Origin of the sequence: Peribacillus sp. NPDC097224 (assembly GCF_044761985.1) — a bacterium.
In the GTDB taxonomy this organism is placed as follows: Bacteria; Bacillota; Bacilli; order Bacillales; family DSM-1321; genus Peribacillus.
In genome coordinates this window covers 18,784-42,224 of the sequence record NZ_JBIWDK010000016.1, presented here as the reverse complement: position 1 = coordinate 42,224, position 23,441 = coordinate 18,784, and the positions used below count along the sequence as shown (strand labels likewise).

Annotated in this window: 21 protein-coding genes; 3 read left to right on the top strand and 18 right to left on the bottom strand. The window is 40.8% G+C overall.

Annotated features, from left to right (window positions below):
• Positions 1–91: 91 nt before the first annotated feature.
• The 16 genes from ACIQXR_RS19685 to ACIQXR_RS19610 all read right to left on the bottom strand — a co-directional run bounded on the left by ACIQXR_RS19685 (position 92) and on the right by ACIQXR_RS19610 (position 15,844).
• Positions 92–1,111, bottom strand: coding sequence for a rod shape-determining protein (locus ACIQXR_RS19685; RefSeq protein WP_402875797.1), 1,020 nt, complete (start codon positions 1,109–1,111; stop codon positions 92–94).
• A 148-nt stretch (positions 1,112–1,259) separates the two neighbouring features.
• Positions 1,260–1,934 carry a RadC family protein gene (gene radC / locus ACIQXR_RS19680; protein WP_402875860.1) on the bottom strand — a complete coding sequence of 225 codons (675 nt, stop codon included), beginning with the start codon at positions 1,932–1,934 and terminating at the stop codon, positions 1,260–1,262.
• 58 nt (positions 1,935–1,992) lie between these two features.
• Positions 1,993–2,562: a Maf family protein gene (locus tag ACIQXR_RS19675; protein WP_402875798.1), complete on the bottom strand. Its 570-nt coding sequence runs from the start codon at positions 2,560–2,562 to the stop codon at positions 1,993–1,995.
• A gap of 204 nt (positions 2,563–2,766) precedes the next feature.
• A complete protein-coding gene (locus ACIQXR_RS19670; RefSeq protein WP_402875800.1) occupies positions 2,767–3,750 on the bottom strand; it encodes a hypothetical protein in 984 nt (327 codons plus the stop codon).
• 108 nt (positions 3,751–3,858) lie between these two features.
• A complete protein-coding gene (locus ACIQXR_RS19665; RefSeq protein ID WP_403080582.1) occupies positions 3,859–4,317 on the bottom strand; it encodes a type II secretion system protein in 459 nt (152 codons plus the stop codon).
• A 1-nt stretch (position 4,318) separates the two neighbouring features.
• Complete coding sequence (locus tag ACIQXR_RS19660) at positions 4,319–5,167, bottom strand: hypothetical protein (RefSeq protein ID WP_402875804.1); 849 nt, start codon at positions 5,165–5,167, stop codon at positions 4,319–4,321.
• Entirely contained in the window at positions 5,164–5,802 is a 639-nt protein-coding gene (locus tag ACIQXR_RS19655) for a PilN domain-containing protein (protein WP_402875806.1), read from the bottom strand. Before ACIQXR_RS19655 ends, ACIQXR_RS19660 begins: the two co-directional genes overlap by 4 nt.
• A gap of 2 nt (positions 5,803–5,804) precedes the next feature.
• Complete coding sequence (pilM, locus tag ACIQXR_RS19650) at positions 5,805–6,800, bottom strand: type IV pilus biogenesis protein PilM (RefSeq protein ID WP_402875808.1); 996 nt, start codon at positions 6,798–6,800, stop codon at positions 5,805–5,807.
• Between the two features lie 24 nt (positions 6,801–6,824).
• Positions 6,825–7,574 (bottom strand): prepilin peptidase, encoded by a 750-nt coding sequence (locus ACIQXR_RS19645; RefSeq protein ID WP_402875809.1) that lies wholly within the window; start codon positions 7,572–7,574, stop codon positions 6,825–6,827.
• A gap of 36 nt (positions 7,575–7,610) precedes the next feature.
• Entirely contained in the window at positions 7,611–8,060 is a 450-nt protein-coding gene (locus tag ACIQXR_RS19640; protein ID WP_402875811.1) for a prepilin-type N-terminal cleavage/methylation domain-containing protein, read from the bottom strand.
• Between the two features lie 113 nt (positions 8,061–8,173).
• Complete coding sequence (locus ACIQXR_RS19635; protein ID WP_402875813.1) at positions 8,174–9,385, bottom strand: type II secretion system F family protein; 1,212 nt, start codon at positions 9,383–9,385, stop codon at positions 8,174–8,176.
• A complete protein-coding gene (locus ACIQXR_RS19630; RefSeq protein WP_402875815.1) occupies positions 9,386–10,426 on the bottom strand; it encodes a type IV pilus twitching motility protein PilT in 1,041 nt (346 codons plus the stop codon).
• A 10-nt stretch (positions 10,427–10,436) separates the two neighbouring features.
• Positions 10,437–12,095, bottom strand: coding sequence for a GspE/PulE family protein (locus ACIQXR_RS19625; RefSeq protein WP_402875817.1), 1,659 nt, complete (start codon positions 12,093–12,095; stop codon positions 10,437–10,439).
• Between the two features lie 18 nt (positions 12,096–12,113).
• Positions 12,114–13,553, bottom strand: coding sequence for a VanW family protein (locus ACIQXR_RS19620; RefSeq protein ID WP_402875819.1), 1,440 nt, complete (start codon positions 13,551–13,553; stop codon positions 12,114–12,116).
• A 17-nt stretch (positions 13,554–13,570) separates the two neighbouring features.
• Positions 13,571–14,308, bottom strand: coding sequence for a PRC-barrel domain-containing protein (locus ACIQXR_RS19615; RefSeq protein WP_402875820.1), 738 nt, complete (start codon positions 14,306–14,308; stop codon positions 13,571–13,573).
• A 33-nt stretch (positions 14,309–14,341) separates the two neighbouring features.
• Positions 14,342–15,844: a hypothetical protein gene (locus ACIQXR_RS19610; RefSeq protein ID WP_402875821.1), complete on the bottom strand. Its 1,503-nt coding sequence runs from the start codon at positions 15,842–15,844 to the stop codon at positions 14,342–14,344.
• 123 nt (positions 15,845–15,967) lie between these two features.
• On the opposite strand from ACIQXR_RS19610, the gene ACIQXR_RS19605 reads away from it, so the two are divergent.
• Genes ACIQXR_RS19605 through ACIQXR_RS19595 form a run of 3 tightly spaced genes read left to right on the top strand, consistent with a single transcriptional unit; the run spans position 15,968 to position 18,789 of the window.
• Positions 15,968–16,465, top strand: coding sequence for a type II secretion system protein (locus ACIQXR_RS19605; RefSeq protein ID WP_402875822.1), 498 nt, complete (start codon positions 15,968–15,970; stop codon positions 16,463–16,465).
• A gap of 11 nt (positions 16,466–16,476) precedes the next feature.
• Positions 16,477–17,073: a PilW family protein gene (locus ACIQXR_RS19600; RefSeq protein WP_402875823.1), complete on the top strand. Its 597-nt coding sequence runs from the start codon at positions 16,477–16,479 to the stop codon at positions 17,071–17,073.
• Positions 17,074–17,085: 12 nt separating this feature from the next.
• Complete coding sequence (locus ACIQXR_RS19595) at positions 17,086–18,789, top strand: hypothetical protein (RefSeq protein ID WP_402875825.1); 1,704 nt, start codon at positions 17,086–17,088, stop codon at positions 18,787–18,789.
• A 29-nt stretch (positions 18,790–18,818) separates the two neighbouring features.
• Here the strand turns inward: ACIQXR_RS19595 and ACIQXR_RS19590 are convergent, their stop codons facing one another.
• Positions 18,819–19,733 (bottom strand): ankyrin repeat domain-containing protein, encoded by a 915-nt coding sequence (locus ACIQXR_RS19590; RefSeq protein WP_402875827.1) that lies wholly within the window; start codon positions 19,731–19,733, stop codon positions 18,819–18,821.
• Between the two features lie 60 nt (positions 19,734–19,793).
• A complete protein-coding gene (locus tag ACIQXR_RS19585; protein WP_403080580.1) occupies positions 19,794–23,282 on the bottom strand; it encodes a DUF5057 domain-containing protein in 3,489 nt (1,162 codons plus the stop codon).
• Between the last annotated feature and the right edge of the window lie 159 nt (positions 23,283–23,441).

Here is a 23,441-nt window from a genome sequence, read left to right as displayed (position 1 = left end):
AAAAACTACACATTTAAGACAGGTAAAAAAATAGAAAAGCCGGCTCAAAATTGCGATCTTTTGTTGAGCCGGCCTTTTTTATAAGTACCGCTTAGCGAGAATCTCTAGATTTCGTCTTGAATAAGTGAATATGGTCCAAGGCTTTCCCTGTTCCAATAGCTACACAATCAAGAGGATTTTCAGCAATAATAACCGGCATTTGCGTTTCTTCACTGATGACTTTATCCAAATTACGCAGTAAAGCTCCGCCACCTGTCAATACTATGCCTCTATCCATGATGTCAGCTGCAAGTTCCGGTGGAGTTTTTTCCAATGTGTTTTTGACAGAATCCACAATGGCTGATACTGTATCACGCAATGCTTTGGATATTTCCTCTGCCGTAATTTCAATCGTTTTTGGAAGACCCGTCAATAAGTCACGACCACGAATTTCCATATTTTCGATTCCTTCTGTATCACCTGCAGAACCGATTTCCATTTTAATAGCTTCCGATGTACGCTCACCAATCATCAAGTTGTAGTTTTTACGTATGTAAACGATGATCGCATCGTCCATCTCATCACCAGCAATGCGGATTGACTGGCTTGTCACGATACCTCCAAGAGAAATGATGGCCACTTCCGTAGTACCTCCACCAATATCAACAACCATGCTGCCTGTAGGTTCCCAAACAGGAAGATCCGCTCCGATAGCAGCTGCAAATGGCTCTTCAATCGGATAAGCATCACGAGCACCAGCTTGTCTAGCTGCGTCAATCACTGCACGTTGTTCAACAGCCGTAATTCCTGAAGGCACACAAATCATGACATATGGCTTGTTGCCAAATACGCCTTTTTTCTGAGCTTCTTTCATATAATATTTCATCATCGTAGCCGTTGTTTCATAATCAGCGATTACGCCATCTTTCATAGGGCGAAGTGCCACTACATTTCCCGGTGTACGGCCAATCATGTTTTTTGCGTCTTTACCGACAGCAACGATCTGCTTTGTATCTGTCTGCACGGCAACAACCGACGGTTCACGGACGGCAATGCCTTTTCCTTTAACATAAACGAGCGTATTCGCCGTTCCTAAATCAATTCCTATATCTCTTGCGCCAATTCCAAACATTATGGTATCTCCCTTTCGTAAACAAAAATGCCTTTTTATAAGTTCAAATGATAATTTGTCGTTTTTTGACAATAGGTTTTTGAAAAAAGTTCCCTCTTTTAAAAATCATAAACAACATTATATCGTATCGTCAAAAATTTGGATAGTGTCATAAATAACCTTTTTCCTTTAAACTCACATATTTATGCTCCCCGATGATGATATGGTCCAGTACTTCTATCCCCATTATTTTACCACATTCTACTAACCTTTTTGTCACTTCAATATCTTCTCTGCTGGGAGAAGGATCTCCGGAGGGGTGGTTATGAAGACAAATGATAGAGGCTGCCGACCTACGGAAGGCTTCTTTAAATACTTCGCGTGGGTGCACAATCGAAGCGTTGAGGCTGCCTATGAAGACAGTTCGTTTATGAAGGACTTGGTTTTTCGTATTTAAGTAAAGACAAACAAAATGTTCCTGCGACAAAAAACGCATTTCTTCCATGCAATAATTGGCCCCGTCTTCCGGGGAACGGATCACATAGCGGTCTTGATCATTTAATTTATGGATTCGTCGGCCAAGCTCTACCGATGCTAGAATTTGGATTGCTTTCGCTTCCCCGATTCCCTTGATTTCAGTCAATTCCTCTACGGACGCTTCTTTCAAAAGCCGGAATCCCTCAAAAGCCTTGATAAGCCTATTGGAGAGCTGAAGCACAGATTCCTCCTTAGATCCCGTCCTTAACAATAGCGCAAGTAACTCTTGATTCGAAAGGCTCTGGGGACCATCCTGCAAAAACCTTTCACGAGGCCTCTCTTCTTTCGGATAATCCCTGATTAACATCTTTTCGCTCAAAGCATCCACCCTTCCTTAATAAAAGGGAGGAAATCAGTCCGAAATCTTACGTCCACGCGGATTCCATCATCTTTAATTCTCTTGCTAGCCTTGAAACTGGGAGTCCGACTACCGAGAAATAGTCCCCATTGATTTGTTTGACAAGAAGCGAACCCAACCCTTGAATCCCATAGCTCCCAGCTTTATCAAATGGTTCACCACTGTCCAGATAACGTTCGATTTCAGGTTCTGATAGCTCCCAAAAAGTCACTTCCGTTTTTTCTGCGAATACGCTGCTGTGCTCACCATATAGGATGGCCACACCTGTATAAACTTCGTGTGTTCTACCCGATAACATTTCAAGCATTCTTTTTCCATCAGCACGATTGGCCGGCTTTCCGAGGATTTGCCCGTCAAGTACCACGACGGTATCGGAACCGATTACCCAACTGTCCGGATATCTTGTTGCAATGGCTTCCGCTTTCCTTACAGCTAATTCTTGCACTGCGTCCTCTGCCTGCATGTTTTCGTCAATACTTTCATCGACATTGGAATTCATACTTTCGAAGGGGATTTGTAGGAATTGTAGAAGTTCTTTACGGCGTGGTGATGAAGAAGCTAAAATTAATGAATGCATAATAAAAATTCACCTTTCTTTACTAGGAGAGATACCTTTTCATCCTATCAAATTATGAAGAATTCCACAATTATTGTTTACCAGGAATCGACAAAGATTCAGTCTTATTTCCTGGAAAATAAAAAAAGGTCCCTAATTCAAACAATTTCCTCCTAAAGGGGAACTTTTTCTTTAGAAAACAGCTTCCCCTTCACATACCTGTTCTTAACTCCCCATACTTTGAAAACCCTTTAGAAACTTCAATAGTTTTCCCTGTGCCTCTAATAGCTGTTCATCCTTTTTGGACGTCTCATACTCACTGATCAGCTTGGCTGCGGCCGCTAAATGGGTGTTCATCTGTGAAAGCTCAGATGAAAGTTTCTCATCCTTTAGCTTATCCATATCTTTTTTCAACGTTTCAGCATCCCATTTCGTTTCCTTCCCACGAAGCTCTCCTGATGAAATCTCTGATAGGGATGAATAAATCCCCTTCATGACATCCAGCGTTTTCTCTTCTTCTGCACTTATTCCCGACGCTTTTAAATCAATTTCCTTCCAAAATACTTCCACATCATAGGTCTTTAAAAATAAAGCTAGCTCTTTACTTGAAATCAAGCTTTCAGCTGAACCTAGGAATAAATAATAGCTGTCCTCCATTTTGAATATTTCAGCAGGAACCTGTTTTTCCACGATTTTCTCCTGGATTTGTTTCGCGGCATCCTCGCTACTGAATATCCCACCTTGAACCAGGAACGTTTTCAGTCCCATCCCCTGCCCTTTTTCACCCCCGCTATCATTCTTTACAACTGGGGATGCCGTCGTCGTGATAGCTGTTTCGACCGGAGAATCCGTTGCCTTTTCCTTCGTTATGGTATTTACGGCGATAAGGCCCAGTACCGATCCAAATAAAATCGCACAAAAAACAGCAATCACAAAAGTCTTTAAAGACCTGTTACCAGGGCGTTTGCCCGTATGTGTATTAAAACCGATAAGCTTCGGCATTTTCTTCTTAGGTGGTGTAGGAACCAATACAACCTTGTTTTCTACGGAATCATCCGGCAAAATCCACTCGAAACTATCATCCGGTTGTTCCTTACTTGCAGCCTCTGGAATTTCCTCTGTAGACTCCCGCTTATTTTCACCCACAAATATTTTTTCTTCTCCATTTATTTTAATCTTTACCCCTTTACGTTTTTCGGACTTGTCCACTTTTCTTCCTCCTCTCTGCTTCATTTTTTTCATCCTAACATAGGGGCAAAAAAAAATAACAAGACTTTTGTCGTCTTGTCATTAATAGGTTTCGTCATTTTTCTCTTTTCATTTATCTGTCACTAATTCAGGTGATACATCTTCAAAAGGGATAGCTTTCCCATCTCCTTCATCACCGCAAAGTTTACGTTTCTCACCGTATAGACATATTCCTACGACCTTATTATCCAAGGCAGTCACATAGGATTCATTAATTGAAGGGTCCCAGTACTCTTTCGTATCAGGGTCTACCACCTTATCGAGAAAACCAGCTTCGACAAGCTCCTGATAGCTGATTTCTGTCACACGATCTCCACGCATGACCTTATCCTTTAAATAAAAATTCGAAGCATCCCTAAAAGCATAACCATTTGAAACGAATGCATTCGTCCGCGAATTCTGTATCACATTGAAAAAAATCGGGACGGCCACTGCAGCCAGTATCCCTAAGATGACAATCACCGCCAAGACTTCCATCAATGTCATGCCCTTTTCATTATCCACATTCCTACATTTTCGCTCCCTCATCCTAATTGCCCTTATCCATATCAGCATCATCTCTTTCATTTGTGTTGAATGGATTTTTCTTTTCACTAGGTTTTGGTGTTACGACAATCGGGGTCTGGTCTTGCAAATCCGTTAATGAAGGATAGTAATAGGCCGTTACAATCAGTTCATATTTCAAAGGTTCTAGGTTTTGATCCCGTTTAGTGATTTCCTCCGCACCCTTAAATGTTAAACTATCTATCGTCACGATACGATTAGTGGACTGAATGGTTCGTATGAATTCCAGCATCTCTTCATAAGATGATGACCTGACATTTATCTTCGCTGAAATCTTTTTCAAGCTATTAGGCAATGTGCCCGGTGCTTCCTGTACGTTATTCTCGACTTTGGGTGTTGTTGCTGTTGCATTCGCTGTCCCCGAGGAATTTTCGTTCTCTGTTGTTTCAGAGTCTTGTGCACGATTCTCTGAACTTCCGGATGCATCATCCGTAGATGTAGCTTCTTCCGTTGCTTCATCCAGTACAGTCTCCTCGGAAGTTTCCCCGTCCGTGAACTCCATATCGATAATAAAGCTATTCGATACGACCTCTGCTTTTTCCATATTCAACACGAATTGATCCGTTAATGGTTGTACAGGTAGCCTTTTTTGCAGCTCTGTCGTCGACTCAAAATCAATCCCGGCTCCCGTCTCCACTTTCATTTGTACCATCGACAGAATCTGCTCCTCATTTTTCAATTCGGATGTCTTGGCGACCAATTCCTTTTTCACGGGATCGAGCAAGTAAAAGTATAAAAAGATAAATAACAAGATAAGGATAAGAAAGGTACCGCTCAATAAAAAGAGCTGTTTTTTATTGAATCCTCTTTTCATTCAGAAGCCCCTCCCTTTTCCGCTGCTTGTTCCTCGTCTTCTTTCACTGCCTCTTTTAAGGCCACTTGATCGGGGATAATCGTATAAACGGCCAAATAGCGAGGAAGATAAGGGCCTGTATTTTCATCAAGGCTTGCGTCCTCATCTTTTCCCGGCTCATCGCTCTTTACTGAATCCACGTTCGCAGAAGCAATCAAATTGGACTTCGTCAATTCCGTTAAATAATTGGCAGCCTGTCTTGTTGCGTCAAACTGAATCGTTAATTCGATGGATCCATCCTCTTTATAGGTAAATTCATCGAAAAAACCTCGTTCAGGGAGCAATGACGTTAATTGTTGCAACATAAACACCGTATCGATGGGAAAAGTATCAGCCCACTCAATGACACGATGCAATTCAGTAACGGAACTTCCGGATTTCTGTGTATTAATCAGATTTTGTTCCACGGTTGCAGTCGCATCCCTCACTTGCAAAATCTGTTTATCCATGCTTTTAATTCGGACTGTTTGCAAAGAATATTGCCAATAGAACAACACACCCGCCGCTAAAGCAATTATGACTAAAAGAATGAGATAGATGAAGAAGCGTGGATTTCTTTTTTCTTTCTTGGGGAGTAAATTAATGTCGACAAGCATGATTATTGCACCCCTTTGATGGCCAATCCAACGGCAGAGTGATAACGATGCAATAAAGGACCATCATCCATTACCATTTGCATGTTTTCATTTAAGATTGTAATAGGAAGTTCCATATGATTTGATAGTTTTTCGCAAATCTCTTCCAGATATGGATGGTCCCCTGTGACTAAGATGGTGGAGACCGAGTCCAGGCCGCTATTTAAATTATACTTATAAAAGGTCAGCAAACGATCAATCTCTACATATGTATCCTCAAGCGTTTGAAAATAAAGTTCTCTGTTACCTTGGTAAGCTAACGTTTCGATTCCGCTTGATGAGTGGTCGACTTCCCATTCGGAAACCTCATCCGGGAGCAAAATATGACGCATGAATACAGGCTTATCTTCAGCAAAAATAGTCGCTGTCACCGAAACCACATCTAATTCTAACAACATGAGCTGTTCGCTGGAATCAAAGTCTCTAGATATATCCCATAATCGATAGATTGCCAGTGAAGAGATATCGGCAGCCAAGGGCTCCAGTTTAGTACTTTCCAGCAAATCACTATATTGCGAGACTTGCTCTTCCGAAGCTGCAAACAAGAGAATTTCCTTACTTTCCGAATTACCCTCCAGGGATACCGTATCGAAAATCGGATCCTCAAAAGGTAAATGAATGCTTGTGCCCAGCTCCAAATATAAAAATCCTTCAATCTCATCTTCTTTTATTTCTTCTGGAATCATCATTTTTCGAATCACGACAAACGGGTCTGGCACTAAAAAGCGCACTTGTCTTTTCAAAAGACCCCACTCTTCAACACATTGCTCTACAATCATCTGCAACGTTTCATAATCGAGGATTCTCCCTTCTTTAATGATTCCAGGAGGCAGATAACGTTCACCATAAGCATGCACGATAGGTGGATCCACTTGCTTTAGCTCTACATACCGGATTACATAATCTTTGAAGATCAAATTCACTATTCGGTTTTTTCCGCTAAAAAAAGAGAAAGCCATAGATAGATACCCCTTACTTTAAAGTCATCTTAAAAAGTGCAAATACCATTGTAAAATAAAATCGCCCCAAAAATAGGCAGTTAACGTGCCGAAAACAATATACGGTCCAAACGGGATGGCCGTTTTCTTCTTAATCATTCCGGTCAGAATGCCGATGATACCAAGGAAAGCCCCATAGAAGGTCGCAAAAAGAAATGATAATAGCACGAGCTTCAATCCCAATGCAAGGCCCAGTACGCCAAACAATTTGATATCGCCGCCACCCATTCCACCCTTACTTACCACGGCAATCAAAAGCAGGAGACCAAAACCGACAGCCGCGCCTAGAATGGAATCCCACCATGGAGATAGTGGATAAAATACTCGCAAAAATAAAAAAACCACTGCAAAAAAAAGCAGGATCTTATCAGGTATAAGCATATAAGTCATATCGGAAACGAAGATGATCATCAATAAAGAGATCAATGCCCAGGCCATCCATAATTCACTGGTCCATCCTAGGAATAAAGGAGCGACAGTGAACAAAATGCCTGTCAGCAATTCAACAACCGGATAAAGCGGGGAAATCCGGGCTTCACAGCCACGGCATTTCCCGCCTTGTATCACATAAGAAACGACCGGTATTAACTCGAACGGCGACAAGGTCCGACCACAAGAAGGACAAGCCGAACGCCGGTTTGTAAACGATTTGTTTGTCGGTACACTTAAACCGACGACGTTATAGAATGAACCTAGGGTCAGACCTAGGATGAAGAGTAAGAGATAGATAGTCATTGAACTTATTTACTCCCATCATGGTACGGGTATATCTTAAGGTAAGACTACATCGGATCTTTTCAACTCTTTTGGATCCTTAGCCGTTTCAAAGTAATCTGCAGCACCGGTTAATTGGACTGTGAAAGTTAAAGAACCATTAGTAGCAGATTTTGTGATTTCAACTACTCCACTCTCATATTCTTCCTTGGTACTAGGATCGGTTATCGGTTCCACATAACCCTTATCTTGCAATTCTTCTAACGTTATAGAATCCGTACCACTACTTAAATCAATATCTTCATCATTTCCCGCAACTGCTGTCCGTGCACCACTAACCATTTGCTGTGCATTGGCAATATGGGCATCTTTCTTCGAGTTATTGATCAATCCCCCAATGCTTGGGATGGCGATGGCTGCGATGATCCCCAAGATGACAACAACGGCCAATAGCTCAATCAGGGTAAGACCACGTTCATTTTTAAGATGTTTTTTAATAAAATTCATATAAATCCTCCTCTTCTCGTTTTCCATTTCGTTACTTTACTGTTACTTTTCTATTAGATTACTATATATTTCTAGAAAAATACAGCATTAAGGGGTAATTATTCTTACATTTTTTACATATTGTCCACTTGGTTGAAGATTTCAAACATCGGCACCATGATCGAGATGACGATCGTGCCGACAATTCCCGCAAGGAGGACGATCATAAGCGGCTCGATAAGCGACTTTAAGCGGTCTGTGCTTGCTTCTACTTCCTTCTCGTAAAAGTCCGCGACTTTCCCGAGCATCGCATCCAGGGCCCCTGTTTTTTCGCCAATCGATATCATCTGGGTGATTAATGGTGGAAAAGCCCAATGTTTTTTCATCGGGTCTGTGATTGACTGGCCCCGCTCCAGGGAATCATGTGATTCCCTGATGACTCGGCCGACCACTTCATTTTCAACTACCTGTTCGACGATTTTCATCGCCTGTAAAATCGGTACGGAGCTACTGAACAGGGAACTGAGGGTCCGCGTCATTCTTGCCAATACCGCTTTTTGCATCATCTTTCCGAATAAAGGCATTCTGAGCATCGCGTAGTCAAAATAGTATTTCGTCTTCGGATTTTTCTTAAAAGATACAATCCCAAAGGCGATCAAGAGTGCAAACAGGATGACCAAGTACCAGGCTTTCTGCATGAACCCGCTCGCCCCTAAAACAAAGCGGGTTATGGCCGGTAACTCGCCACCAAAATCGCTGAACATATCAGCGAACGTTGGCACAACGGATGTTAATAAAAAGATGACCACGAAAAATGCCACGAAGGCGACAACAACTGGATAGGCCATCGCTGATGTGATTTTCTGCCTCGTTGCCTGCTGCTTTTCAAAGTGATCGGCTAGCCGGTCCAAGGTACTATCCAGATTACCCCCAGCTTCCCCGGCCTTGACCATATTGATATACATCGTCGAAAAGATCTTTTTATGCTTGGCACATGCCTGGGAAAGTGCCTTCCCTTCCTGTAAATCTTGTTCGATGCTTTCTAGCGCTTTGCTTAATGGCTTGCTCTCCGTTTGTTGGGCTAATATGCTCGTTGCATCGACGACCGTGACCCCTGATTGCAGCAGTGTGGAGAATTGACGTATAAAAATTACAAAATGCTGCAGTTTCACTGGGTTTCCGATGGAAAGATCCCTTGTTAAAAACGTTTCGGGTACCATCGTCATTTCGATGACCCGAATGCCTTCCAGCTTTAGCTTTTCCATTGCCTCACGCTTTGTATCGGCAGTGACGACTCCCGCCTTTTTTCCTGATTTATTCCGACCTGAATATTTGAACCTGGCCATTTACTCCACCTTGTCCTGTAAAAACGCATGGGCGCTTTCTTTGGATATGAATCCTTCTGTCAATAGTTCCTTAATGCTACTTTCAAGGGTATGCATGCCCTGTGCCTTGGAAGTCTGCATAACATTGACGATTTGATGGATTTTCTCGTTTCGGATTAAATTGGCCACAGCTGCATTATTAACAAGAACCTCGGTTGCCGCCTTCCTGCCTTTTTTATCGACGGTCGGAATCAAGCGTTGCGAGATGATGGAAACAAGGACGTTTGCAAGCTGAATTCGGACCTGAGGTTGCTGTGCCGGTTCAAAGACATCTATGATCCGGTCAATTGTCGTAGGGGCACTCGATGTATGTAAAGTCCCAAACACCAAATGACCCGTTTCGGCTGCTGTAATCGCCGTCTGGATGGTTTCTAAATCCCGCATCTCTCCTACAAGAATCGTATCGGGATCCTGCCTTAGGGCGGCTCTCAGCCCATTTGCGAAATTATTCGTGTCGAAACCCACTTCACGTTGGTCAATGATGCAATTTTGATGCTTATGCAAATATTCGATGGGATCTTCCAACGTTATGATATGCTTACGCATCGTCTGATTCATATATTGAATCATGGAAGCGAGTGTCGTTGATTTTCCGCTACCCGTCGGTCCCGTCAAAAGGACAAGACCTTGAGGCTTTTCGACGATTTTCTTTAAAATGGACGGCAACTGCAGTTCATCCAAAGTAGGAATTCTCGTCGGCACGATTCGGACGGCCAACGCCACACAGGACCTTTGCATATACGTATTGATTCGAAACCTTGAAATCCCGGGAATGCCGTATGAAAAATCCAGTTCACCGCGTTCTTTAAATTGCTCCCACATCTCTTCGGGAATGATCGCTTTAGCCATCCCTTCCGTATCGGCTGGAAGCAACAGTTCTTTTCCGTATTTCTTCAATTCGCCATTCAATCTCATGACGGGTGGTACGCCCACCGTTATATGGATGTCGGAAGCCTTTAATTCAAAGCCCGCCATGAGTAAACTATCAATTTTAGCTCTCAAACAGACACCTCTATTCCAGCACTGCTACTCGAAGAATTTCCTCGGTAGTCGTCAGTCCTTGTTTAACTTTCAATAAGCCATCATCCATTAAGAAAATCGTTTTATATTTCATGGCCACTTCACGAAGCTTGTTAAGCGGCTCGCCATTCATGATCAGCTTTCTCATTTCATCATTGATGACCAGTATTTCTTGAAGGGCAATCCGTCCTTTATACCCAGTCATATTACAAGACGTACACCCACGCCCCCGGTTAATGCTTTCAATTTTCATGCCACGTTTTGCAAAAATATCGATTTCCCGCTTACTTGGCTCCTGTTTTTCGACACAATCCCGGCATACTTTTCTCACTAATCGCTGTGCCATGATTCCGCTCAAGGATGAAGCGACTAAAAAAGGTTCGACGCCCATATCTATCAATCTAGTAATCGTTCCTAGTGAATCGTTCGTATGGATCGTGCTTAATACTAAATGCCCTGTCAAGGATGCCCGGATAGCCACCTCTACCGTGTCCTTATCCCTGATTTCCCCCACCATGATGATGTTTGGATCTTGTCGTAGGATGGAACGTAGACCGGTTGCAAACGTCATCCCGACATTCGTATTGACTTGAATCTGGTTCACACCTTCAAGCTGAAACTCAACCGGATCTTCAATCGTAATGATATTGACTTCCTCGGTGTTCAGCTGATTTAAGGCCGCATATAAGGTCGAAGATTTCCCTGACCCGGTCGGACCTGTTATCAGGACGATTCCGTTTGGTTGGGCAATCATGGATTCAAACCGCTGCAGGTTCAATTTATTGAATCCGAGTTGTTTCAAATCGTTCAACTTATTGCCTAAGTCGAGAATCCGCAAGACAATTTTTTCCCCAAAGATCGTGGGAAGAGTCGACACCCGAAGATCGACAGGATGATGGCCGAGGTTCACTTTAATCCGGCCATCTTGTGGAACTCTATGTTCGGTAATGTCCAATTTCGCCATGATTTTGATTCTGGCAATTAAAACATTTTGCATATTCTTGGGTAACACCTTTTCCAAACGTAATACACCATCCACACGATACCGGACGACCAATTTCTTTTCCTGGGGATCAATATGAATATCACTTGCCTTATGCGTCACGGCATTCGAAAGCAACTGATTGACAAGTCGCACGACCGGTGAATCCTGATCGACTGTTTCCTCTTCATCATTGACGTCGCGATTAAGGCTAACCATCAATTCTTCGAGACCATCCTCATCGGTGTAATGTTTGGCAATCGCGCGCAATATGTCATCTTTTGTTGCAATGGCTGGTTCGATTTGAAAACCGGTTGCGAGCCGCAAATCATCAATGGCATAAAAATCCATCGGGTCGGCCATGGCGACGTAGAGTTTTTCGCCTTCTTTTTTCAAAGGAATCATTAAGTTCCGCTTAGCCGTATCCTCCGAAATCAAACTGAAGATATTCGAATCGAACGGATACCTATATAAGCTTACATGGGGGATGCCTAATTGAAACTCCAATACTTCAATCAACTGTTGCTCCGTGATATACCCTTTTTGCAGCAATACATCACCAAGCTTTTGAGACTGACTTTTATCTTTCAAGGCAATTTGAAGCTGATCTTCCGTGATCAAACCAGCTTCCACCAATAAGTCTCCAAGCCTTTTTCGGGTTTGAGCCATATTTATCCCTGCTTTACCTTATTTTTGGGGAACATTGGGGTCCTCCACATATTTGGGGTATCCACCCGCTTGCTGGTTACTATCACCCTTATCTTGATTACCTTCTTGCTTACCTTTTTCGATATCTTTATTGGTTTTTTTACTATCACTATTCCTAGTGTTACCATTGGACGAATTCTTGTCCGGTTTCTCCTGCTCTTGCCCAGTGTTTTCATCCATTGCTTGATCGTCTATTTCCGTGTTTTCATCCTCCGTATCAGATGCATCTTCATTATCGGAGTCAGAAGGCGGTGGGATGACTTCTGTGAGTTCCAATCCATATACTTCAATTCGATGAATCGGTGCATAGAAATCTTCGGATACGGTTTCCGTTTCCTGAAGATCTCCCGAGGAAGACTCGATGCGACGAAGAACCTTGACCGTTATCCCGTCTTTTCCTTCCTTTTTCACCTGCATGGCAGCAGGTGCCAACTCATCACTATACTGTTTAATCGTTTTCGGCGTGTACCTTTTTTCATCATTCGTCTTTACCTCATAGGAATTCAGGAAAGATTGCCCCTTTAATGTCGCCTTTAATTTCTTTCCTTCTACCTGAAGTTCAACCCGGTATGCATGATCATTCGTATTGGCAAAAACCAGATCATGGCCAATTTCAGAATCGATATGTGCCTCAAATCCCAATTTGGCATAACCAGGAAGTTGATCACTGATATTCCGCTCAAGAATCGTAAAGTTAGTCGGCAGGACCACACCATAAATCGCTGTCGCCAACCGGCTCAATGTGTCTGAGTTATATTTCTTTCCTTCAAGCTCCGACATTTTCTGCAAAAGAGAAAATTGAGTTTCCCCTTTTACTTCCATTGGCTGTATCAAGGGAATCAATTCCTTAATGGCAGTTGCAGCGTCTCCTACATTCACCGTAGCCTCAGCAATTACCTCGTCCTCGCCCACATCTCCATCGATGTAGTTTTCCAGCTCAAGGGTTTTGGTCCCTTCCGTTAAGAACTCCGCACTTACCGCCAGGTCATTGGCAAGTCTATCTATGTCCAACGTAGTAGATGCAAGTGATAAGGACATGTCATATAAATCTTCTAGCAAAGAATCTTTGTCGACCGAGACGACTGCTTTATTTTTCTTGCCTGAAAGCAAAGAAACAACCGTCTTTTCCCTTTGAAAATTGAAAATCCCATTATCTACGGTCATTTGACCTTCCTTATAAGTAATGCCCAAGACCGTATTCTGCGTCCACTTTTCAGTTGCCTCGCTCAGTAGCGTACTTACTTCCCGCTTACTTTGACCCTCTATATCCAGGCTCCCAATCGTCGTGTTTTCACCAAATTGTGCTGAATCTTTGAAAATCTGATTATAAGCCGACGCTCCAAAATGCGAAAAACTAAAAATATATGCGGTTGATAAAATAAAGACCAGAAAAATTTTCAGCATTTGTGGATTCTTCACATAAAGGCAACTCCTTTTTATGCTTCAACATTCATGGAAAGCCCGACCAATACACTCGGACCCGCCGATTGTGCGTTAATAATATCCTCTTTCGAAAGAACGCGACCTTCCGAGAAAAGGACTTTTCCGTCTAGGCCCGTTACATTATTCACCAATCGCTTTCCTTGAAGCAATTCAATTTGCTTATTCCTTAAATCAGCTTCCCCATTGGGGTTTTCTTCGCCGGCAGCCACTTCTGCCTCAGGGACTTGTTCACCCATCAACTGTTCCGCCTGCTCGAGGAAGCGGGATGAAGCATCCTCCGTCACGATCAAAATGTCCTTGCCAAAAGTCAAAACAGTTTCAGATGGGAGAATCACTTCATGATCCCCGACTTTCACCTGCATCCCGATGACTTGACCGTTATCTTCATCCGTAAAATACTCGCGGACGCTTCCTAATAATTCACCTTTTCGGGTCATCACTTTGGCATCAGTAATCTTGATCTTTTTATTCACTAGCTGATTTGCAATCGGGATTTCATTTAAATCGATGACAGAGTTTTCGGTTTCGATCGTTAAAGCGTATTCCCCAATCCCTATTACCTTTTTGAAGGGAATGGCCCTTACACTAACCTGCCAATCTTCATGTTCGATTGTGATAAAATCTAGTGAACCTTTTTCAGGATTTATCACTAATGATTTCACCTTTCCAATTTCCATACCTTCTGAAATGCTGATAATGGGCAAGCCTAAAATTTCTGTACTTTTTTTCATATTTTCACCATACCTATCTTCTGATTTTTCATCTTAACAAAAACGGTTTTCCATGAATGCTAACTCTTCTAGAAGAATTGGGTGCGCGCTGAACTTTTCCTTTAACTGCACGATCAATTCACGAAGCTTTTCCGTCTTTTTCGCTGTGATATACGTTTGAATTAAAAATGATGCAAATATGTAATACTGTTGATCCGGTATTTCCGGATGCAAATGGCTCATAACCAGTTGCTCGAACTCGCTATCATTCAACTGATGCTGTGCGATTTGAATATGGGAAACCATCGTTTGAAACATCTGTTGTTGCAATTCGCTGACATGTTCTGTTGGACTCTCAAGAGTTGTTTCTTCAGGCTTAGCAATGACTGACGACGACTCTTGCTCTTCTTTTGCTTTATCTATTTCTAGGACAAGCGCTTCAGGAATCTCTAGAAGGCTTTCCGGTTCTAAAGAATCTTCTAACTGAATATCTGGTTCTTCCACATTCATTTCCTGACTATCTTCACTACCTGTTTCATCGGACGTATTTTCAAGAGTTCCAGGCTCTTCGGGATTTTTCCCTAAACCATTTGATTCTAAGTAACCATGGAAATCCAGTTTCTCTTCCGCAGTATTCACTTCGATAGTTTCTGTGTCATTTTCCGGCTCTATTACTTCCGTTACCCACTCGCGTTCTTCAGGTAATACAGCCAGTTCTTCCATCTCTTCTAGATGAATAGGGTCACTCTCTTCGTCAATCTCCAGATCCACATACTCATCATCAAGTAGCTTTTCAATCTCGCTTAAATCGTTTTTCATCAGCATTTCTATTTCTGGGATACTTTCTGTTTCTTCAGTTACCGGCTCCATGAAGTCTTCTTCTAGTAATCTTTCAATATCACTTATTTCACCTTTTACCGGCATTTCAATTTCTGGGATACTTTCTGTTTCTTCGGTCACCGGCTCCATAAAGTCTTCTTCTAATAATCTTTCAATATCACTTATTTCCCTTTTTGCCGGTACTTCTATTTCTGGAATACTTTCAACTTCTTCTAAATCATCCGTTCTCGTATCCAAAAACTCTGCCTCAAAAACAACGATCTCATCATCAACGAATTCTTGCTCTTCCTCCGTTTCCTGAACGCGTTCCTCAGATACCGCAACATGATGCTCGCTGCTCTCAAATCCCATTTTTTCTTTCTGTTCCGCCTCTGACTCTTCTATTTTGGATAACGAAGCACGATCTCTCGACGTTTCAATCAAAACGGCAGAATCGTTATACCGTTCATAGAAGTCCGACGCTTCTTCTTGATTCGGGAGCATCAATGGCTCGATTACTTTTCCGATAAGGAATAAGGCCAGCAATAACAGCAAAGTCAAAAGGAATAAAGCCTGCCAAAGAGAATAGTTATTTGCCACAACTAGACCCGCCAGTGAAACCGCTACAGCACCCCCGATTATGACCAGCTTCCCCTTGAAAGTTAGGGACAATGGTAAAACATAAACAATCGGAATCAATAAAACGAGGGATATTCCAGCAAATACGACTGTCTCCAATAAATCACTCCTATACTATTTTATTATATATTTTCCGTTTTTCGAAATTAGCTCCTTAATTTGGGTAATAAATCCTAAAAATATTGTATAATACTTATAGATATTTTGAAAGAAGGGAAAAGTATGGAAGAAAATATTTTTTCGAAAAACCAAAAGGGATTCACACTCGTCGAAGTCCTTGCTTCTATCGCTATATTAGGAATTCTTACCCTAACGGTGATGACCTTCTTTACACAATCCTACGATTATACAAAAAGGAACCAGAGTAAGACAGTCGGAATAAATGTCGCAAGAAATGTAATCAATTACTTTGACCAACTTGAGTTTACTGAACTTTATAAACAATATGGAATCGCCTCATTAGACAAAGAAGGAATCAAGATCACTCTACCAGACTGCAACACTCGCCCTTCCCTCTATACAACAAGCTGTTCCGAAATCTTGCAACCTACCATAAATAATTACAAATATGATACAGAAATCATCCTTAAACAATATATTTATTATCCAGATCCATTAGACAAGAAAACTGGCTATGCTCTTAATAATTTGATTCAAATCGAGGTGAAGGTGGTTTGGGAAGACAAAGAAACACTCGTAGAAGGCCTTTTAAAAAAATAAAAGAATCTCTCTTGAATGAGAATGGCCTGAGCCTGATTGAGATATTACTTGCCGTAACCATTACAACCTTCATTACAGGCGTCATCTATTCACTATTCATCACCGGACTTAGCCTCTATCAAAAAATCCAAATTGAAGGCCAGCTTAGAGATGATGCGGATTATATCGCCACCATGATTATGAATGAACTGACAACGAACCAGCCTAAATATGTTACGCCCCTTAATGAGGATGAAAAAAACGGTGTTACGCTTAACGTCCAGGAAGAGAAAACCGTGGATGGATTCATCATAGAAGATAGCAAGGGAACGGAGCCAGTGGATATTTATTTTAAAGATAGCCAGTTCATCATCGATAATAAAGGCGTGTTGACCACTCTTGATCTTTCCACTTCCTCTTTTATCGACATAAACGAAGGTACACAAACGGAAAAGAAAACGGGCATTACACTCGATGCGGATAGTCCCGACTGCACCATGGGCTCCTCAGGGACCTTTTGTACGCATGGTACGATTCATGTCACGATGGTCATTGAAAATAATATTCATGCTAAAGGGTTCTTTGTTACGACCGAACCACTTGTATTAGAAAGCTCGTTTGGATTTTAAGGAGTGAAATTCATGAAATGGAATAATGAAGAAGGATATACCCTTTTATCCGTGTTGCTTTCTTTTTTGATTCTGACCACGCTTGGCATGGTACTTCTTGCTGCGAGCATTAATGGAGCAAAGAGAACGGAAATAAGGGAAACAGAAATCATGGACGATGTTGCTGATATAAGCGCCGTAAAAGAGGGCATTTCCATCATTGGAGAACACGTGAATAGAATGGGTCCAGGCCTACTTTCAGGTAATAAGACGACATATAATACGCATTTAGAAAACTTTATAAATGAGGAAAATTTAAAAAGTATTGCTAGATATGAAGAGTATTTAAAAAATGCTTCTAAAAATGAAGAAAACTTAAAAAGTATTTTTAAAATAGAAAATATAACAAATGATTATCCAACGATTGATAACCAACATGATAACACGAGAGTCTTTGAAGTAAGCAGCGGGAAATATCATCAAAAGGTCTACATCACGGCGATGCCAAGCTTTCTAAAGTATGCTCTTGGTGCAGGGAAAGATTTGACCATTAATGGCTCTCCCTATATTGATGGAAATATTTACGCGAAAGAGCAATTTAATATCAGTAATCAAGCTTTGTATATGTTTAAATCCTCCCTGCTTTCAAGGAAGACCGACTTGCCGGCCGTTGAAGATTATAGTGAACTACATGCGAATCGGCAAGGGATGAACATTTGTACATCGGCCCCCTCGTGCTACGGTGGAGCAGAACATGACAAAGAAGAGTTGAGATGGCAGCGATTGAATGTTCCCACATTGAAAGACGCTTTTCTTTCTGGAAACATCCTTTTCAATGATGTAGATGACACTTTCAATGAGATTGATATAAAAGAAACGTTTATTGATAAACTATCATCTAGTAGTATTGGTATTTCGGGTCTAGATATTGATATGTCGATTGAAGATTTGAATCAATCCATTAATCAAAAAGATTACCCTAAAAATGAAGAAGTCAGATTCGATGATTTATCGGAGTATGGTACAATATCGCCGATTATTCACTCCGGCGACGCCTATATAGACAGCTTCGATATCGAGCTTGGGGACAAGCAATGGCTAGTCATTTCCGGTAATGCAACGATCGAAAACTCCTTATTGGAATCCATGGATGTTAAAGGAAATATCTTAATTACAGGTGACTTGACGATTAAAGGAAAAGTAAGTTTTGATTCCGTCATCTACGTACTTGGTTCAACTACCCTAAATAATGCAGATATTCCTTGTTACAAAAACAAATGTGGAGATCAACCAGATGATTCTTCTTTGATCTTAATGACACAAGGGAAGCTTAGCATTGCGCGGATAAATAAATTTCAAAATGAAACCAATACGATCAATGGTTATTTTTATACAGAAAGCCAGTCTGCCTGTGAATATCGCTTTGTTTCTGGATGTGAAGCCAAAGAGGATTCCGATATAGAATACCAAACCCCTTCTGAGGTTTATGCAGTGGGATCCCTTTTAAATATTAATGGCGGAGTCTTTTCGAAGAGCTATCTAACTGTCAATAGTTATCGTGGAGACGTAGAAGATGATAAGGGTGATGGCGATTTAAGCTTTCCTGCAGTAAAAGAAGACGCCGAGTCAAGGTTGACCATAAAAAACAACAGAAGACTTTTTCTTAATAAGACGCATGCCCTTCCTACAGTGGAAGGATTGGATGTCATACCCGATAAGTTGAATAAAGATAAATAAAACAGGGAGCTCTTGGGCTCCCTGTTTTGTTATTTCAATAGTTTCATGACCCCTTTATGGTTCCATTCTTTAGCGTAATCATTTGCGGTCTTTCCATCATTGCTTTTTAATGCTTTATTAGCTTTGGCGTCGAGCAATAACTGGACTTGTTCTATCTCTCCGAACTCGCTGGCATACATAAGGGCTGTCTTACCCAGCTCATTTTTGCTATTAATCTGAATTGCCCCTGTACGAGTAAGCAGCTTCACTATATCCGTTCTACCACCAATCACCGCTATAGTTAGTAGAGTATTCTTTCCCTGATCCTGTATCTTTGTTAGTTCTTTATCGCTTTCTATCAATACTTGACTAGCCTTTACATTCCCTTCCTGAACGGCAAGCATGAGCGGCGTTTCTCCGGTTTTATTTTTGGTTCCAGGGTTAGCCCCATACTTTATAAAAAGTCGTGCTAGTTCATCATCCCCTTTTAGGGATACGATATGGAGGGCCGTGTTTCCTTGGTCATCCTTCTCTTTTAGCTTCGCTTCCGCTTTTTTTAGCGCCATTTTAAACATCTCATTTTTGGCTTTCTGCTTTTCTTCGACTTGCATCTGCTGGTAATGATCTAAAGAATGAGCAAGCTGGATGAATAGAGGGTTATCCGCTTTCGTACTCACATCTGCCCCTTGTTCTAAAAGTGTCCTAGCCAAAGAATAAAGTTGCATGTGTAAGGCGTATTCCAGTGGAGTGTATCCCTCTTCCGATTCTTTATTGATGAATGCCTTTGATTTATTATTCTTCAACACCTTTTCCGCCTTCGATTCTTCCCCTGCTTTTATATAAGTAAGCAGCGATTCAAACTGTTCTTTCTTTTCCGCTTTGGCTGTGTTGTATTGATATACCCCACCAGCCACAATCAAGATACATAAAACTATTGAACTAATGATTAAGATTCTTTTTTTCATAGGATGTCCTTTCCTGTTTAGAAGATAAACGAAAGCCGGGTTGCCCCGGCCCTTAAAATATTAATATTTATCTTGCTTATCATTTGAATCTTTTTCGGCCATTGGCGTAACAGTGACCTTCACGACAGCTTTGTATTCTTTACCTTTATCATCTTTTACTGTAACGGTCATTTCAGTTTTTCCTACTCTCACTCCATGAACAGCTCCATTAGATACCGTTATATAATCATTCTTTAGAGGAGAGAAATCAGTTGTATCGACGTTTGTTGCATCTGCTGGACTATGATGTACGACAATGGGTTGTGAAGTACCTTTTTGTAGCGTGATATCCGGTACGATGATTCCTTCAAGAGGTTGACCTACTTGGACCTTGACTATGGCCTTCACAACAGGGTTTGATTTAGATGTAATCTCTATATTCGCCGTCCCAGTACTGACGCCCTTGATTTTACCATTCTCCACCACTTCCACAATGTTGCTATCGGAAGATGTCCAAACTACTGTTTTATCCGTTGCGTTACTTGGTAAAATTTCAACGGTGAAATCTTTAAATTCATCGAACTTATTCATGGTAATCACGTTTGGGTACACTTCAATACCTGTTACGGGTACCTCTGTCACCGTAATCATGGAAGTGTGTTTGACTATCTCACCATTAGAATCAATGCCCGTTACAGTCATGAGGGTTTCACCAGTCGTTAACCCTGTAATGGAGAAGTCTTCTTTATTAACACGAGCTATATCATAGTTACTTACTATAATTTCTAAGCTAGATTTACCATCCTTGGGTGATATATTCGTAATGGGTAATGGTAAAGTCTCGCCTACATGTAATGTTAGGTCCGTTAAAGTAAACGAATCGACTGGAATTCTTACTGTCACAGGAACTCTCTTTTCAAAAACATTCCCGAAATTGTCCGTAACTTTCACTTTTAAGAATGTATTTCCTTCTTTTATTACTTTAGCCGTTCCTGAAGCAGGATTTAAATCCAAAATATTTCCTCTGCTTTCTTCACTCCATGAAATACTCTTGACTCCTGCATCTGCGGGCAACTTTTTCAAGTCAATCGAAAAGTTTTTTTCTGTACCCTTACTGAGTACGTAAGAATCAGGAAAATCAATACCAGTTAAGGCGAAATCCGCATTGAACGTTAATGTATTAAACGTTAACTCCTTTTGGATATTAGTTAAATCCTTATATCTCAATATAGAATTAGCCAATATATACTGTTTTTTTGCAGTTGGCGTGACATGGACACTGAACGTCAAAGGACTAGCAACGAAGTCATTGCCCACTTTTTTGTAGACAATACTCAATGTCTTTTCTAGGGATATACCAGTTGATGCTGTCCCACTTTTCGTACCGTCACTAGTGACCTCCAAATCTGCCGGAAAACTTTCTCTCAATGCCATGGCTTCTAGAGTGACGGAATTTCCAGAAAGGGCTTGAGCTTCTATTCCAGTGATTTTTTTCGGTGTTACCGTATATTCGATTTCTACAGGTTGTCCGACTTCCACTAAGTTATTTGATTTCAGAGTCCTGCTTACTTCAAGATTGGCATTTATTTTTTGTACTTTTACTTTCACTTCTTTTTCACTGACTGCGCCAGATTGGTCTGTTGCTTGGACCTTGATCGTCACAATTTTACTATCCTGTAAATTATGAGGTAGAGACATATTAATTGTCGATCCATTAATCACATCTTTTTCTTCCGATACTTCTTTCTCGTCCATAAACACTTTAGTGGATAGATTTTTATCTTTTAAATCATAATCTTGTAGTGTGTAAGATAATTCGATGTTCTGGTTTAAAGGGATGACCTGATTTTCCGTTGGAGTATGAATGGTAATTTCAGGTGCATGATTCGACCCTAGGAACGCTCTGTACATCGTGTTAACGAATAACTTTTGCTCATCATCAGGGAAGCTATCACTTCCCCCCTTATGACCTGTTCCAGAGTACGTAATGTTCCCTTTCGAGTAGGTATAATAATGATTCCAGCTATCATTTTCATCCCTACTGTTTCCAGTGATATTATACCAAGGAATTATTTCTGGATCCTCCAAGTCAAGCGTGTAATACTGATTATGGGTTAATGCCACTGATAATTCATTTTTCAATGCATATGGATAGGTTGTCATTAAACCATCATTGATTTTTTTCGTCGTTTTCGAAGTATTGGGTGCACCATATCCAAGATTCGTCTGAGGACTGATTTGACCTGTATCATTCATGAAATTATTTACCCAATTATTATTATTTTCGAAAATGGTATCGTGGGTAAACATGATGCTTTGTTTAGAAGCAATAAACCTTTTCAATGAAGCCACTGCATTTGTATTTATATTCGCCGATCTATTATAAGAATCGGCAAATCCAAAGATGACCATGTCATATTTTCCATTGATGACCTCATGCGAATAACTCGTTTCTTCTTTTTTTGACTTATTAAAAGTGTCCATGCTCGTTGCGTCAATTGAGATACTATATTCGTTACTATTTAAATAGGATTGATTCATATTATTCGGGTTGCTATTCCTTTTTAACGAACTTTTTTCATTGGTGTAGACTTGGAGCACTTTTACTTCCACTTTTTTGTCAACGAACTTAATCATCCCTTTTTCATAACTCTTTAAGTTATTACCGGAATCCACAAGCTCCATTTTCCAATAACGTACCCCTGAATAACCATTTGGTAGTTTAAAAGAAAGGTTTGTTGATTTCGAAGTAATGTTCTCTTCCAATACAATTTCGTCTGTCGTATATTTGTCGTCAAAATTGGAATCGATATATAGCTTGGCTTTTAGGCTCCTCGAGTTGATATCCGAAGGAACGACTACATTCATCGTGAATTCCATGTCCTCTTTTGGCTGATATGTCTTCTCCTTATCAGGGGCTTTAGTTAATGTAAAGCGTGGGGATTGCTTGTACTTATCTCCTTTAAGAAAATCATTAAAAGCCTTTTTCATATTATCTTTATCTGTTTGTGTACTTTCATTATTATTTTTTCCACTTCCATACCAGAATTCGTTCCAGCGATCCCAAAAGCTTCCGCTTGAATTGGTACTAGTACTATCATAGTTGATGACATTATTTTTACTTAATAGATTTTGATTGCTAAACTTCGCTTTTATTTTAGAACCAGTCGTTAGACTTTTGGTATGTAGGATGACAGGTTGTCCTTTATTAATGAAATCATTAATGATTTCATTTGCTTTTAAATTCGTTATGTCATTCATTACACCTTTTGTATTATGATTATCCCCACTTACAGGGTCAGAAGTATAATTCCCCTCCATAATCGCAATAACATCATATTTGCCATCCAGCTCTTCCCGCTGTGCGACAAACTTCTTCATCGTCATTAAGGTATACTCATAGTCATTACCCAGGATACTCTTTAATTGTGAAGATTCCCCCGTTGCAATTATCTCAAGGATTCTCAGTTTAGGACCAGACGTTTGAACAGCTGCTTCTAAAGGTTTAGGTAGAAATAGAAACGAAAATAGTAACACCAATGACAAGAAGAACCCCACTGATTTTTTCATAATTTACACATCACTCTCATTTATAATTTATCTCTCCTCTGCCTTATACGAAGCAGTTTTAGTTCCTGGTAATGTAAGTCTATATGTTTCTCTCTATCGATTTCTTATACCATTATTAGTTATATAGTCTTATTACTTAAGCATATTTTATCAAAAAAT